Origin of the sequence: Rhizobium sp. WW22 (assembly GCF_047041135.1) — a bacterium.
Classification (GTDB): domain Bacteria; phylum Pseudomonadota; class Alphaproteobacteria; order Rhizobiales; family Rhizobiaceae; genus Rhizobium.
Genome location: NZ_CP178198.1, coordinates 1,635,446 through 1,649,693, shown reverse-complemented (window position 1 = coordinate 1,649,693; position 14,248 = coordinate 1,635,446). Strand labels below are relative to the sequence as shown.

The 14,248-nt window shown below is 59.8% G+C and carries 15 protein-coding genes and 1 pseudogene; 7 read left to right on the top strand and 9 right to left on the bottom strand.

Annotated elements, in window-relative coordinates:
- From ACK83U_RS08225 to ACK83U_RS08205, 5 genes are all read right to left on the bottom strand, one after another.
- Window positions 1-516, bottom strand: a complete 516-nt coding sequence (locus ACK83U_RS08225) for a hypothetical protein (RefSeq protein WP_112606216.1) — start codon at window positions 514-516, stop codon at window positions 1-3.
- A 197-nt stretch (window positions 517-713) separates the two neighbouring features.
- The gene (locus tag ACK83U_RS08220; protein ID WP_112606219.1) at window positions 714-1,781 is read right to left on the bottom strand and encodes a tetratricopeptide repeat protein; all 1,068 of its coding nucleotides are present in this window, start codon (window positions 1,779-1,781) and stop codon (window positions 714-716) included.
- Between the two features lie 55 nt (window positions 1,782-1,836).
- Window positions 1,837-3,429: an SEL1-like repeat protein gene (locus ACK83U_RS08215; RefSeq protein WP_112606222.1), complete on the bottom strand. Its 1,593-nt coding sequence runs from the start codon at window positions 3,427-3,429 to the stop codon at window positions 1,837-1,839.
- 122 nt (window positions 3,430-3,551) lie between these two features.
- Window positions 3,552-4,142, bottom strand: coding sequence for a hypothetical protein (locus tag ACK83U_RS08210; protein WP_112334648.1), 591 nt, complete (start codon window positions 4,140-4,142; stop codon window positions 3,552-3,554).
- A 4-nt stretch (window positions 4,143-4,146) separates the two neighbouring features.
- Window positions 4,147-4,536 (bottom strand): acyl-CoA thioesterase, encoded by a 390-nt coding sequence (locus tag ACK83U_RS08205; protein ID WP_112606225.1) that lies wholly within the window; start codon window positions 4,534-4,536, stop codon window positions 4,147-4,149.
- A gap of 238 nt (window positions 4,537-4,774) precedes the next feature.
- Here ACK83U_RS08205 and ACK83U_RS08200 point away from each other — a divergent pair, with 238 nt between their 5' ends.
- From ACK83U_RS08200 to ACK83U_RS08175, 6 genes are all read left to right on the top strand, one after another.
- Window positions 4,775-5,968: an extensin family protein gene (locus ACK83U_RS08200; protein WP_112606228.1), complete on the top strand. Its 1,194-nt coding sequence runs from the start codon at window positions 4,775-4,777 to the stop codon at window positions 5,966-5,968.
- Between the two features lie 106 nt (window positions 5,969-6,074).
- On the top strand, window positions 6,075-6,329 hold the full coding sequence (locus tag ACK83U_RS08195; RefSeq protein ID WP_112606231.1) for a hypothetical protein: 255 nt from the start codon (window positions 6,075-6,077) through the stop codon (window positions 6,327-6,329).
- Window positions 6,330-6,711: 382 nt separating this feature from the next.
- On the top strand, window positions 6,712-7,638 hold the full coding sequence (locus ACK83U_RS08190) for an ABC transporter ATP-binding protein (RefSeq protein WP_112606234.1): 927 nt from the start codon (window positions 6,712-6,714) through the stop codon (window positions 7,636-7,638).
- Window positions 7,635-8,396, top strand: a complete 762-nt coding sequence (locus ACK83U_RS08185) for an ABC transporter permease (protein ID WP_112606237.1) — start codon at window positions 7,635-7,637, stop codon at window positions 8,394-8,396. The genes ACK83U_RS08190 and ACK83U_RS08185 overlap by 4 nt, the downstream gene beginning before the upstream one ends.
- A 77-nt stretch (window positions 8,397-8,473) precedes the next feature.
- Window positions 8,474-9,805, top strand: coding sequence for a Mur ligase family protein (locus tag ACK83U_RS08180; RefSeq protein WP_112606240.1), 1,332 nt, complete (start codon window positions 8,474-8,476; stop codon window positions 9,803-9,805).
- Window positions 9,802-10,332 (top strand): GNAT family N-acetyltransferase, encoded by a 531-nt coding sequence (locus ACK83U_RS08175; RefSeq protein ID WP_112606242.1) that lies wholly within the window; start codon window positions 9,802-9,804, stop codon window positions 10,330-10,332. The genes ACK83U_RS08180 and ACK83U_RS08175 overlap by 4 nt, the downstream gene beginning before the upstream one ends.
- Before the next feature lie 34 nt (window positions 10,333-10,366).
- Here the strand turns inward: ACK83U_RS08175 and ACK83U_RS08170 are convergent, their stop codons facing one another.
- From ACK83U_RS08170 to ACK83U_RS08155, 4 genes and pseudogenes are all read right to left on the bottom strand, one after another.
- Window positions 10,367-11,269 carry an EamA family transporter gene (locus ACK83U_RS08170; RefSeq protein ID WP_112606245.1) on the bottom strand — a complete coding sequence of 301 codons (903 nt, stop codon included), beginning with the start codon at window positions 11,267-11,269 and terminating at the stop codon, window positions 10,367-10,369.
- A 98-nt stretch (window positions 11,270-11,367) separates the two neighbouring features.
- Window positions 11,368-12,068: pseudogene (locus ACK83U_RS08165) on the bottom strand (TIGR02281 family clan AA aspartic protease).
- The gene (locus ACK83U_RS08160; protein ID WP_069613105.1) at window positions 12,065-12,286 is read right to left on the bottom strand and encodes a DUF1289 domain-containing protein; all 222 of its coding nucleotides are present in this window, start codon (window positions 12,284-12,286) and stop codon (window positions 12,065-12,067) included. Before ACK83U_RS08160 ends, ACK83U_RS08165 begins: the two are co-directional and overlap by 4 nt.
- A 19-nt stretch (window positions 12,287-12,305) precedes the next feature.
- The gene (locus ACK83U_RS08155) at window positions 12,306-13,082 is read right to left on the bottom strand and encodes an adenosylcobinamide-GDP ribazoletransferase (RefSeq protein WP_112606251.1); all 777 of its coding nucleotides are present in this window, start codon (window positions 13,080-13,082) and stop codon (window positions 12,306-12,308) included.
- A 127-nt stretch (window positions 13,083-13,209) separates the two neighbouring features.
- On the opposite strand from ACK83U_RS08155, the gene cobT reads away from it, so the two are divergent.
- Entirely contained in the window at window positions 13,210-14,226 is a 1,017-nt protein-coding gene (cobT, locus tag ACK83U_RS08150) for a nicotinate-nucleotide--dimethylbenzimidazole phosphoribosyltransferase (protein WP_112606254.1), read from the top strand.
- The last annotated feature ends 22 nt before the right edge of the window (window positions 14,227-14,248 follow it).

The window sequence follows — 14,248 nt, the reverse complement described above, 5'->3', positions numbered from 1 at the left end:
TCACTTTCCGCAGATTTCCGAGATCTTGGCCTGGGCAAAGCCGCGGGCAAGTTCCTGCAGGCCTCCGACCGAGGATATCAGCTCGCCTATCGGGCCATTGATGCCGAGATGCAGGTCGGTGATGTGGCATGCGCCGACATCGACGGTCATCGAGGCATCGAGTTCCCCCTTGATCGTCGTCTTCAATACGCCATGCGATTTGCAGGCCATCTCTGCATGGGCATTGATCTGGACGCCACCGTTCGGACCGTCGCAGACATCGAGCGATTTCACCTCGAACTTGTCTTTGTGATCGACACCGGGGAGCTTCTTGCACGGATCGGCCTCATTCACCGATTTTTCGATCTCGGGGCCGAACTTGCTCTGCAGCAGCGACCAGCACGAACCGGGCGCGGCCTCCGCCGGCATAGCCGCCATCGGAAGCGGAGAGAGCGGCAGCACGATCGCCACCGTCAGCGAAGCCATGCGAAGCGGCGGTAGGAGCGAGACGGGGAGCATGGGATATTTCAGGTTCACGACGATCTATCCTCTCAAGGGAAGAAGCAGCAAATCAGGCGCGGCGCCGCGACAGTCTTCCATCTCTTCCTTTGCCAAGGCAATCCCCGACTTGATGATGACCGTCCGATAGGTATCCGCATGCTTTGCCGCGCTCCACCGGGAGCAGGGCAATGATCGACAGGCCATGAAGGTTTACCGGTCGGCCCGTAAAGCGCTCAAATCGGAATAGTCTGTCCACCGGAGGGAGCGTCCGGCGGCTCCGTGTCTCCGTCGTAACCCAAATGCTTCGCCTTGCGGAACCACTCTGCCGCCTTGGCCGCATTAGCGGCAACGCCATCGCCGTCGCGGTACATCATGGCGAGATTATAGGCCGCGCCGGCATAGCGATGTTCGGCCGCCCGCTCGAACCAGTAGATCGCCTTTGGGCCGTTCTTGGTAACGCCTTCGCCATCGCGGAACATGACGCCGAGATTGTATTCGGCCTCGACATCGTTCTGCGCTGCAGCTTTCAGGAACCATGCGATCGCTTCGGCCTGATCCTGCCTGATCCCATCGCCATCGGCATACATGGCCCCGATATTGAACTGCGCACTGGCATCGCCTTGGTCGGCCGCCTTCTTGAACCAGGAAAAGGCGGCAGCGCTGTCCTTGGCGACGCCTTCGCCGTCGCGATACATAATGCCGAGATTGTATTGCGCCTCGACTTTTCCCTGTTCGGCCGCCTTGCGATACCAGATGATGGCCTTGGTCTTGTCCTTGCCCGTGCCATCGCCCTGGTCGTACATGGTGCCGACATTGAACTGCGCATCGGCGTCGCCCTGTTCGGCGGCCTTGCTGTACCAGGCAAACGCCTGCGGCTTGTCCTGGGCTACGCCTTGGCCCGTGTCGTAGACGACGCCGAGATTGTATTGCGCGTTGAGGTATCCTTGTGTCGCAGCCTTCTTGTACCAGGCTATGGCCTGGCTCTTGTCGGCGGTAACGCCTTCGCCCTGATCGTACATGGTGCCGACGTTGAATTGCGCTTCGGCATTGCCCTGATCGGCGGCCTTCTTGTACCAGCTGAGGGCGAGCGTCAGGTTCTTTTCGACGCCATTGCCCTCCTCATACATTCGCCCGAGTTTCAGCTGTGCGGCGGGATTGCCCTTGTTCGCCAGGGGTCGCCAGTAATCCAGGCCGGATTTGATGTCGCCGCGATCGTAGCTGTTTCGTCCGACATCGGCTTGTGCGACTCCCGCGGACGCCAGCGCGAAGAGCAAACCTGCTGCCGCTTTCTTCCAGTTCACAATCTACCCCTCAGTCGAAATCCGTTGAATTAACATGGCGAGCGCTTCGCAACCGCTAAGGCACGAGCACCATCAGCAAATGGAACAAGAGCCAGCCCGTGCTGACGCCCGAGTCTTTTTTATCGGCGGCCCCTTGTCCCAGCGGTCCGAGATCCTTGATCGGGCCGTCGCCATTGGCTTCCATGTAGCTGAGCCCGTGTTGCGCTTCCGGCAATCCCTTGGCCGCCGCCTTGTTGAACCAGTCGGCAGCGGTCTTGGAGTCCTTTGGCACGCCATAGCCGTTATAATACAGATATCCAAGACCGTATTCCGCCCGAGGATCGCCCTGATCGGCGGCTTTGCGAAACAGAGCGGCTGTTTGGCCATAGTCCTTGGGAACACCCGCGCCCTGATAATAAAGGTAGGCGAGGGCATATTCGCCCTGTGAATTGTTCTGGTCGGCCGCCTTGCGGTACCAACTAGCGGCGGTCGATTTGTCTGCCGTTGTCCCCTGACCGTTTTCATACATATAACCGAGCGCGTATTGGGCGTCAGCGTGACCCTGGCTTGCCGCCTTCTGGCACCAGTCAAAGGCTTTGCCATAGTCCCTGCCAACACCGCGGCCGCCGGCATACATGTAGGCGAGGGCATATTGACCCTGTGCATCGCCTTGTTCGGCGGCCTTGCGATACCATCTCACCGCGCTGTCATCGTCAGTCTTCACGCCCTGGCCGTTGGCGTAGAGGTAGCCGATAGCATATTGCGCATCGGGGCGGCCCTGATCGGCAGCTTTGCGATACCATTGCAGCGCCTGCCTGTAGTCTCGGGCGACGCCTATCCCGTTCGCAAGACTGTAACCAACGGCGTATTGGGCGTCGGCGCGGCCCTTTATCGCCGCCTTCATATACCAGGAATAGGCTTCGGCATCGTTCCGTGTGACACCCTTGCCGTTGGCATAGGCATAGCCGACTGCATACAGACCCTGCGCAACTCCTTGATTGCCGGCCTTTTTGTACCAGGCGACAGCCTGTTCCTGGTCTTCTTCGGCGCCTTGACCGTTGTCGTACATGTAGCCGATTGCGTATTGGGCGTCGGGCCGACCTTGGTCAGCTGCCTTGCGATACCAGACGAGTGCGATCGCCTCGTCCTGATGCACCCCGAGGCCATTGGCATACATGTAGCCGAGCGCATATTGCGCCTGCGCCTGTCCCTGGGCGGCGGATTTCTGGTACCAGGTGACGGCGTTTTCATTATCGACAGCCATGGCGCGGCCATTGGCATAGGAATAGCCGATGGCATATTGGGCATCGGCATTGCCGTTTTGCGCCGCCCTTAAATACCAGTCGTTTGCCTGTTTCAGATCGGTATCGACGCCGCGGCCGCTGGCATACATGTAGGCGAGTGCATATTGGGCCTGCGCATTGCCTTGCTCAGCCGATTTCCGATACCAATCGACGGCCTGAGAGTCATCCTGTTCCACGCCCTGACCGTTGGCGTAGCGATAGCCGAGACCATATTGAGCCGCCGGATTTCCCTGTTTTGCGAATTCCACCCAGTATTTCAGGTCGATCGTCGTATTGGCGGGTCCCGGGGCTGGGTCCTCGGCATGAGCAAGCCAGGGCAGCGAAAGAGCGAGTGCCAATCCCAATGCATAGCTCTTTGTCCTCAAGGCTTCAGTCTCCCACCTGCGTCGCAGACCGTAATCGATCTGAACAATATGGCGATGTCTTGGTCAAGGATCGCAGGAACCCAAATGGCGGTGGATATAATGCCCGCTGGCGGATGCGATCGCTATACCGGAAGCACGTCGTAGAGGCGGAAGATCCATGTGATCTGATAGATCAGCCCGACAATCACGAATGCCGCCTGGAAGCGCCGGTTCGCGGTGATCGAGGCGATGATGCAAAGGATGATATAGACGACATTGCGTATTGGATATTCCCAGCCGAGCGACCGGAAATAGGCTTCCCCCTTCAGCAATGTGTCGATGAGGTCTACCGCGTAGGTCACCGCGAGCAGGCCGAAGAACCAATGGCGGCGGGATATGAAATACTCCTCGAAGCCACCATAATCCTCGACCGACGGCGGATTGAGCAATACGCATAGGAAATAGAAGAGGCAGCAGAAGCAGATGAGAAAGAGGTAGACGCCGAAATTGATCTGCGCAACCGATTGCAGCCGGTACTCCCACCACCAGAAATGGATGATGAACAGGAACATGGACAATACCCAGCCGATATGGACGGGGTAGATCTTGTTCTTGCCCGGCGCCTGCACGAAACCGGCAAGCCGGGTCAGAAGCTGAGCCAGCGAAAGGCCGATCACCATGCTCATGACCGTTCTGATATAGACGTAGACTTCCGGTGTGTGCGCGGAATCCATCGCGTCAGCTCTCCTCCGGTACGGCCTTCGGCAAGCCGCTTTCATCGAGCGCGACCATGATGAAGGTCGCAGCCGTGACTTTCTCCAGGCTGTTATAACGGGCCCGGTGCGCCCATGCTTCTACGCTCAGGGTGATCGAGGTGCGGCCGACGCGTTCGACATCGGTGAAGACGCTCAGCGTATCGCCGATCTTGACCGGCAGTTCGAAGGCCATCTCCTTGACCGCTGCCGTGACGACGCGGCCGCGCGCCCGCTCGGCAGCGCGGATACCGCTTGCCAAGTCCATCTGCGCCATGACCCAGCCGCCGAAAATATCGCCGGCAGGATTGGCGTCGGCGGGCATGGCAAGCGTGCGCAATGTCAGCTCGCCTCTCGGTTTGACGCTATCATTCATTCATCTGCTCCTGTTGACGGTCGATTCCGACAATCAGCCTATGCAATCCTGCCTCGATGGAAAAGCCATACCCGCATTTCCATGGAGGACTCCTGTGGGTGTTTTGCTTCAAGCCACTCTGCGGTGACGTGGTGCGTGTGTGAAACACCGAGATCACCCTGCGGTAAGCTTTCGTTCACCCTTCCCATTTAGGATTTGTAATCATTGCCGACCGTGGCTGGGGCAGCGGATCAGGATTATGACCATTTTACCCATTCTACGGCGGGTCGCGCTGCCATTGCTATTGTCGTCGGCGCTGGTTGCCTGTACGGCCGACAGCCTCGTGCCGCCGTCCGGCATAGACAATTCCTCGCGTGTCGGGTCCATCAAGCCGCATCGCAGTGTGCCGCAACGCCAATTTGCCTACCAAGGGGTACAAGATCCCGTCGTCTCCGCATCGAGCAGTTACAAGAGCGGCGGTCCCGTTCGTTCCAACGGCACTGGCGAGGCCGTGACCACCACGGATGTCGAAGCCGGCTTAGCACAGCAGTCGGATATCCCCTCTCAGGGCGTCAACATGGATGCCGAACTTGGCGTCGGGCCGAGCGAAGAGGCGCAATCAGCCTCGGTGGTGGGATTGGCGCAGGAAGAGCAGCAGAGCATTGCGGAAGGTCAATCCGACCAGCCCGTGGTCGATGGCATCGGCACCGATGCACCGGTACAGACCAACCGGTCGATTATTCAGCGGCCGGCGGCACAGGCCGAACTCAACCAGTCACGGATACCGAGGCAGCTGCCGGGAACGCAGGTTGCGATGCTGCCGCGTGTCGAAAATCCGATACCGCGCCTCGATCAGCAGTTCGAAGCGCCGCAATCGACCCCGGGCATGATGCCGCCTTCTGAAATCGCCTGCCGTCGGGAATTGCAGCGCATGGGCGTCGTCTATACCGACAAGCCGGCGATCTCGAACGGCCCGGCATGTCAGGTTCCCTATCCGGTTTCGCTCAGCGGCCTCTCAGGCAATATAGCGGTGCGGCCCGCCGTCACGTTGAATTGCCAAGTGACGCTCGCCTTCGCAAAATGGGTGAAGAACGAACTGGCGCCGGCGGCGCGCACCCGCTATTGGACGGGCATCGGCACGATCGTGCCGCTCGGTGGTTATTCCTGCCGGCGGATGAACAATAGCCGGCAACGCTATAATCCGATGTCGGAACATGCCCATGGCAACGCGATCGATGTTGGTACCTTTATCCTGAAGAATGGCCATGTGATCGACGTACGGAAGAAGGGCTTGTTTTCCTTCCGGGAAGGGCGGTTGCTCAAGGCGGTACGTAGCGACAGCTGCCGCTATTTCGATACGGTGCTCGGCCCAGGCAGCAATCCGGAGCACTGGAACCACTTCCATTTCGACCTCAGGGACCGTCAAGGTGGCCGGCGCTATTGCAGCCTTTGATTGGCCTTTTGCCGGGACAGCATCCACCCTTGCCAAACGGGAAAGCTGATTTACCTTTCGGCGGAATCGCGCTCAACTGCGCGAGCTAAATGGCAGGGAGGGGTTCATGGAAGACATACCGAGACGAAAGAGAAGCCTGGGAAGGGCGCTCGTTGCCGCACTGATTGCCATCATTATCGTCATTGGCGGCCGCTGGTATGCTTATGTCGCCTATGCCGATGATCCTTTCGATGAAGTCGGCATCGGTCTCAACTCCATGATGCCTGGACCCATTCGCGACAAGGGTTGTGCGATGCTGAAGGCTCGCTTCGAGCATAAGACGCTGCCGCCGGCGGGTTGCGGCGTAAACGGCAATTGGTAGGTTCTTCCCGATCGTAAGCTGGCAAAAAAGAAAAAAGCCGGCTGAGCCGGCTTGAGCGGAGCATGGCAACGACGGGGGATCCTTGCCAGCTCCAGAAAAGAACTTCATGTTGCAATGATGCTGCACGCAATATGAATGCAAAGCAATAAATCGGCCAATACAGCAGGCGCTGACGGTGTCGCCAAGAGGCGTTGGGCGGAGTTGCGACAAACGTTGCTCACCTAAGGAGCTATATGCCCGACGAAGGTCACGATTTGATGACAGCTTATTTACCCTGGGCGAACGCTGTGTTCCGCTACTGTGGGGTGGTCAAAGGTTAGAACCGGTTATATAGCGGGCAAACGCCGCGAAATTCATCAAAAAAGCCGGACTTTGCCTCGCTATGGCTCCGATCATTTCCATAAGTAATCTGACCAAAACCTACTCCAACGGGTTTCAGGCGCTGAAAGGTGTCAGTCTCGATATTGAGCGAGGGGAAATCCTGGCGCTGCTGGGGCCGAACGGTGCCGGCAAGACGACGCTGATTTCCATCGTATGCGGGATTGCCAACCCGAGCGGTGGGTCTGTGACCGTCGGCGGTTATGACGTCGTGCGCGATTTCCGCGCCACGCGCAGCCTGATCGGCCTTGTGCCGCAGGAATTGACGACCGATCAGTTCGAAACCGTCTGGAATACAGTCAGCTTTTCGCGCGGGCTTCACGGCAAGAAGCCGAACCCGGAATATATCGAGAAGATATTGCGGGACCTTTCGCTCTGGGAGAAGAAAGACAACATGCTTCGCCAGCTTTCCGGTGGCATGAAGCGGCGCGTGCTGATCGCCAAGGCGCTCTCGCATGAACCGGAGATCCTCTTCCTCGACGAGCCGACGGCCGGTGTCGACGTGACGCTGCGCAAGGACATGTGGCATGTGGTCGAGCGCTTGCGCGCGTCCGGCGTCACGATCATTCTCACAACGCATTACATCGAAGAGGCCGAAGAAGCGGCCGATCGCGTTGGCGTCATCAATGGTGGCGAGCTGCTGCTGGTGGAGGAGAAGAGGGCGCTCATGGCCAAGCTCGGCCGCAAGCAGCTGATCCTCGATTTGAGCGAGCCTATCGACGCCATACCGGAGTCTCTCAACGGGAACGGGCTTTCGCTAGGCCCGAACGGACTGACGCTGATCTATGATTTCGACGCCCAGCACGAGCAGTCTAGCATTGCGGCTCTGCTGTCGAAACTCGGTGCCGAGGGAATTCATTTCAAGGATCTTTCGACGCGCCAGAGTTCGCTCGAGGATATTTTCGTCTCGCTGGTGGAGGCAGGCAAATGAACTTCGAAGCGATCAAGTCTATCTATTCGTTCGAAATGGCCCGCACGCGCCGCACTCTGCTGCAGAGCGTCGTTTCGCCTGTCATTTCCACGTCGCTCTATTTCATCGTCTTCGGTGCCGCGATCGGTTCGCGCATCAACCTGGTCGAGGGCGTTTCCTATGGAGCGTTCATTACGCCCGGCCTCATCATGCTGACCTTGCTCGGTCAGTGCATCAGCAACGGCTCCTTCGGTATCTATTTCCCGAAGTTCACCGGTACGATCTACGAGGTGCTGTCGGCGCCTGTCGCCATGACGGAAATCGTGCTCGGCTATGTGGGTGCGGCTGCCACCAAGGGGATGCTGATCGGCCTGATCATCCTCGCGACCGCGAGTTTCTTCGTCGATATCAGGATCGAGCATCCTTTTATGATGATCCTGTTCTTCGTGCTGACGGCCGTCACTTTCAGCCTGTTCGGTTTCATGATCGGCATCTGGGCCGGGAATTTCGAGCAGCTGAACCTCATCCCGATGCTGGTCGTGCCGCCGCTCACCTTCCTTGGCGGCAGCTTCTATTCGATCAACATGCTGCCGCCGTTCTGGCAGGCGGTTAGCCATCTCAATCCGGTCCTCTATCTGGTCAGCGGCTTCCGCTGGAGCTTCTATGGCATCGCCGACGTCAATCCGGTGCTGAGCCTTGCCATGATCACGCTCTTTCTCGTCGTCTGTCTGGTGATCCTCGGATGGATTTTCCGGACAGGATATCGCTTAAGAAATTGATGGCGATGCCGGGCTGGCGGGACTAAGAAGGCCTGCGGCTTTCTCAGCCGCAACAAAATGGTCCAGGAAAGCATTCAATGTCGCAGGCTCATCTCAACCCTTCGCTGCCCCAGGCACTCTCCCGGCTCGATCAACTAACCAATTGGGAGCGCAAGCCGCGTGGAGAGATGCGGGTCGGTCTCGAGCCGATGCTCGATCTCATGCAGCGCTTGGGCAACCCGCATCGGAGCTTTCGCGCCATCCACGTCGCCGGCACCAAGGGTAAGGGATCGATATCAGCGCTCCTTGAGGCTGGATTGCTGCGGGCTGGCTGGCGGATCGGACGTTATGGGTCGCCACATGTCGATCGGGTGAACGAGCGTGTCAGCATTCTCGGCCAGGAGGTCGAGGACGATGCACTGGCAACTGCGATCATGCGGGTTCTGGACAGCTATGAGGACGCGAAGCAGGCGGCAACCGCCGGCGAGGACGCCACCTGGTTCGACGTGATAACGGCGGCCGCTTTCGTCGTCTTCAGGGACGCCGGTTTGAGCTGGGTCGTGGTCGAGGTCGGGCTGGGCGGCAGGCTGGATTCGACGAATGTGGTCTTCGGCGAAGTCGCGATCGTCACGAATATCGGCCTTGAGCACACGGAGATTCTGGGAAGCACGCGCGCGGCGATCGCGCGGGAGAAAGTCGGCATATTGAAGCCCGGCGCGACGCTTGTGACGACGCTTGCCGCCGACGATGCCGCAGGACAGGTGTTGCAGCAGCGCGCCGATGAGCTGGACTGCAAGGTGCTTCGGACCAATCTTCCAGACGATGAGACGATTGTCGCAACGAATATCGCCCTGGTCGGACTCGTGTTCGATCATCTGGGGCGACAGGGTGAGAGTGTGCGAGAGGGAGGCGAAAAGGGTCAGCCGATCGGTGCATGGCTGCTCGAAAAAGCGGTCATCGACAAGGCGCGTCTGCCGGGGCGGATGGAGCGTTTCGACGTCTCTCTATCGCCTGCATTGGCAAAGGGGCGGCAAAGCCTGCCCATCATCATGGATGGCGCGCATGTGCCGTTCAATATCGAGGCTGTATTGCGCGATATCACGCGCTCCTCCTCGGTCAGCGGCGAATGTGTTGCCATCGTCGCACTGGCATCCGACAAGGATGCACCCGGCTTTCTGGACGTGTTATCGCGATACGCGGCTTATGCTGTCTTTACGGAAGCGTCCGGATCGGGGCGTGCCCATCCAGCGATCGAGCTGGAAGCGTTGGGGAAGTCCATGGGTATGAATTGCGAAGCCGAGCCGGACCCGCACAGGGCGCTGGATCGGGCTATGGTGAAAGCCGCCGAGCGCGGCGGCTGGATGCTTGTTACCGGTTCGCTCTATCTCGTCGGCGCGCTGCGTAGCACCGTCCTCAGAAATGCCCAATGACGACGGACATAGCGATCAGGCCCGCGCTCGCCGGTGATGTTGCTGACATCGCCAGGCTGCATCGCGCGATCTGGTGCGATACCTATCGCGATCTCGCGCCTGCCGAAGTCTATCGGGTCCTTGATGAAGATTACCGTCGCGCGCGATGGGCCGATATGCTGGCCACTCCGCGTCGGGATCAGCGTGTGTTCCTGGCTGAACAAGGTGCGCGACTTGTCGGCATCGGCGCGATTGCAGCTGCGTCCGAGCCAGCATTCGAGGGGCGCGGTGAGATAAAATCGCTCTATATCGATCCTTCCATCAAGCGTCAGGGACTTGGCCGCCGGCTCATGCGGACAATGATGGAAGAGTTTGCTGCCATGGGATATTCGGGCGCCGCGCTCGGCGTTGTCGTCGGCAACGAGCCTGCGATCGCCTTCTATCGCGCCCTTGGAGGGCAGCTGATCGGCCGTTATACCGATCCGGGGCCTATCTGGCGATCCGACAATCTCATTTTCGCATGGGACGATCTGTCTCTTCTAAGCTGAACGTCCCATGCAAGCGCTGAACGTGATTGCCTTTTCACGCCAGGGCCTTCCTGCGTGGTGCGATGGTCATGGCCATGACACCTGCCACGACACAGACAAGACCGATGGCTGCCGTCGGGGATAGAGGCTCGCCGAGGAAGGTAACGCCTATGCCGACGCCGATCGGGACGCGAAGATAGGCCTGCGCCGTCGTGCCGACCGAGCCCAGGGTCTGGATAAGTCGGAAATAGATGCTGAAGGCAAGCGCGGTGGAGACGACCGACAGGCCGAGCAGTGCCAGGATCGAGGCTGTCGATGGCGCAATCTGCCAGGGATGTTCGACAATCAGGCTCGCCGGGATCAGGAGGGCGGCACCGCAAAGCAACGAGCCCGCTGCCGGCATCATCGGGTCCAGTCCCTTGAAATTGCGGCCGAACAAGGCGGCACAGGCATAGCAGATCGATGCCGCGACAACGGAAAGCTGCGGCAGCAATTGGCGGCCCATGCCATGTAGCGCATCGAGGCCGATGATCAGGCAGATGCCCGCCATGCCGGCAATCACGCCAAATAGCTTGCGTCCCGTCAGCGATTCGGAGCGCAGCAGGAAAGCGGCGATCAGAAAGGCGAAAATCGGCGTCGTGGAATTCAATATGGTCGCAAGGCCGGCATCGACGGTCTGTTCCGCCCAGGCGATCAACGTGAAGGGAATGACGCTGTTGAGGCAGGACTGAATGAGGAAACGCTTCCATGTGGCGGCGTCTCTCGGCACGCTCAGCCCGCGCCAGCGGATGATGGCGAGAAGGACAAGACCGGCGATCAGGGTTCGCGCGGCAATCAGCGTGATCGGCGGAATGGTTGCCACGCCGACGCGGATGAAGGTGTAGGAGGCGCCCCAGCAGATCGCGAGCGCAAGGAGAAGCAGCAGTTCAGTCGTCAGGTTCGGTCTTGCCGGCGTCATCGTTTTTCACTCTTATAAGGTTTGGACATGCAATCTTTTAGAGTGAAGAGGCCGGCGAATGCTTCGCTCCCAACCGAACTATCACACGCGGTGGTTCGTTAGTCTCGCAGCCGAAGCTCGTCCGTCTGCATCTGCATGGACCCCAGGGTTTCGAGAAAGCTCATGCCGAGCAGGCTCTGATCGAGCCTGCCTGCTTCTGCCACGCTCGCTTGGACATCCCTGCGCTTGATCGGGCCGATTGCCACCGAGCCGAGTTCTACGGGGGCCGCTCTGGCGCGGCCATTGGCGGTCAGTACCGTCTGCGAATAGGTGAGGTTTTCCGGAATGATACCAACGCGCTCGGCGTCTTCCTGCGACAGGGCGATGGTGCTGGCGCCGGTGTCGATCAGCATGTCGATCGGTTGGCCGTTGATCATGACCTTCGCTTCGAAATGCCCGTTCGAACGTTTGTGAAGAATGACCTCCTGACCGCCTCGCTCGTCGTGACGACGACGGCATGGCCGGGCATCAGGCCGGCAAAGAGGCGGTTGCCGACCTGTTCGGCATCGCGGCGATAGATGTAGGTAGTCGCGAGCGCCATGATGATGACGAACCAGATGAGAAGATTACGGATCGATTGGCTGACCGTATGTCGGCTAGCCCAGACGGCGGCGCTCATCATCAGGGCGATCGGCACGAGATAGACGAAACGCGCGAAGTCGTCATTGCGCATGCCGAAGGTGGAGCCGGTATTATTGTTGAAGACGAGTAGTGCGAGGCCGATGCCGAGAATGGCGAGAACGATGTTCAGGCGGTTCATACGGCGCTGCGCTCCCGTGCCATCCTTTGGCGGCGGGTCTCCCGGCGTGGCTTACGCTCGACCTTGGTCAGGCGCTCCGGAAGCATTTCCATGATCTGACGGCGTTCGTCATCGCTATAGCTCATCCATGCGCCGATTTCAGCAGATGTGCGGCCGCAGCCGAAGCAATAGCCGGTGTTCTGATCGATGGAGCAGACGAGGATGCATGGTGTCAGCATGGGATCATATATCGATGCTTCAAACGCACATGGCAAGAGTACAGAGCGACGCGATCTCGCAAATCTGCTGGGTCGCGCCGATCGTATCGCCCGTATGGCCAGTCAATTTCTGACGGATATATCGCGTGGCCAGAAATGCCGCGACGCTTGTCGCAAGAAGGCAGCCAACCAGCGCCGGAACGCCCATGGCAGGACCGACGAGCAGTACTGCAAGGCCAAGTGTCGCAAGCAGCGCCAGTTGCATGGCGTCGCCATCCGGCTTGCCCGCCGATGCCGCGATCCCATCCGGTTTGGCTGACGGCAGGGCGTACCAATGCCAGACCATCGCACCGCGGCTCAAGGTGGCCGCGGCGAGGATTGCGACCGCGGCCACCTCAGGCGAGAGATGCCGGGCGATGGCGGCAAGTGCTGCCGCCCGCAATCCGAAGGACAGTATCAACGCTGCCGCCCCGTACGTCCCGATACGGCTATCCTTCATGATTTCGAGTGCGCGCTCGCGGTCCTTACCGCCACCCAATCCGTCTGCCGTGTCGCTGAGCGCGTCTTCATGGAGGGCGCCGGTCAGGAGCGTGTGCACGGCAAGCGCCAGCAATGCGGCCATCAACGGATCGGCGTTGAGGGCAAGCAGCACGCTGAAGGTCAGTGCAGAGGGCAGGGCGATCAGCAGGCCGGCGACAGGAAAAGCGCGTGAAACACGCGAGAGCTTGCCGTCATCGCCTTCGAAGAAGGACGACGGCACGGGAATGCGGCTCAAGAAAGCGACGGAGCGCGCGATGTCACGCAGATATTCCCGCATTTCTTCCTCTCCCCGCCATACGCGCGACAGCATCGGGCGCTTTTGGAGTTGTTCACGCCGATTCCCAGGACTAATAGAGTCGCACGCAAAGAACCCGATTTGAGACTAAAAGACAAGGAACGCATTCATGAGCGTCAGCGGCCTCCCATTCGACGATTTCCGCGCATTGCTGCGCGACCTTCCAGGCCCGGATGCCCGGGCGCTCGTGGCCGCGCGCGAACGTGATGCGCAGCTCACCAAGCCGCCGGGCGCGCTTGGAAGACTAGAGGAAATCGCTTTCTGGCTGGCGGCCTGGACCGGTCGTCCGCCGGCCGTGACCCGGCCTCTGGTGGCGATCTTTGCCGGAAATCATGGTGTCACTAAGCAGGGGATCACCCCGTTTCCGCCTTCGGTGACGCAGCAAATGGTGGAAAATTTCGCGGCCGGCGGCGCAGCCATCAACCAGATCTGCGTTGCCTATGACCTCGGCCTCAAGGTCTTCGATCTCGCGCTCGAGTTCCCGACCGGGGATATCACCGAAGAACCGGCATTGAGCGAACGCGACTGCGCGGCCACCATGGCCTTCGGCATGGAAGCGATTGCCGGCGGCACGGATCTGCTCTGCATTGGCGAGATGGGCATCGGCAATACCACGATCGCCGCGGCCATTCATTACGCGCTCTATGGCGGCAAGGCTGAAGACTGGGTCGGTCCCGGTACGGGCTCGGAAGGTGAGATGCTGAAGCGCAAGATCGGCGCCGTCGAGAAGGCGGTCGCGCTTCATCGCGATCATCTCGACGATCCGCTGGAAATCCTGCGCCGCCTTGGCGGCCGCGAGATCGCCGCCATGGCCGGCGCCATCCTCGCCGCACGCATGGAGCGTATCCCTGTTATCATCGACGGCTATGTCGCGACGGCCGCCGCCTCTATTCTCAAGGCTGCCAATCCCTCTGCCCTCGATCATTGCCTGATCGGGCATGTTTCGGCCGAGCCGGGTCATCTCCGTTCGATCGAAAAGCTCGGCAAGACGCCGCTTCTGGCGCTCGGCATGCGGCTTGGCGAAGGTACGGGGGCGGCATTGGCCGCCGGTATCGTCAAGGCTGCGGCAGCCTGCCATTCGGGCATGGCGACGTTCGAAAGCGCCGGGGTTACGAACAAGCACTGAAAAACGGAGCGGCGAAACGTTG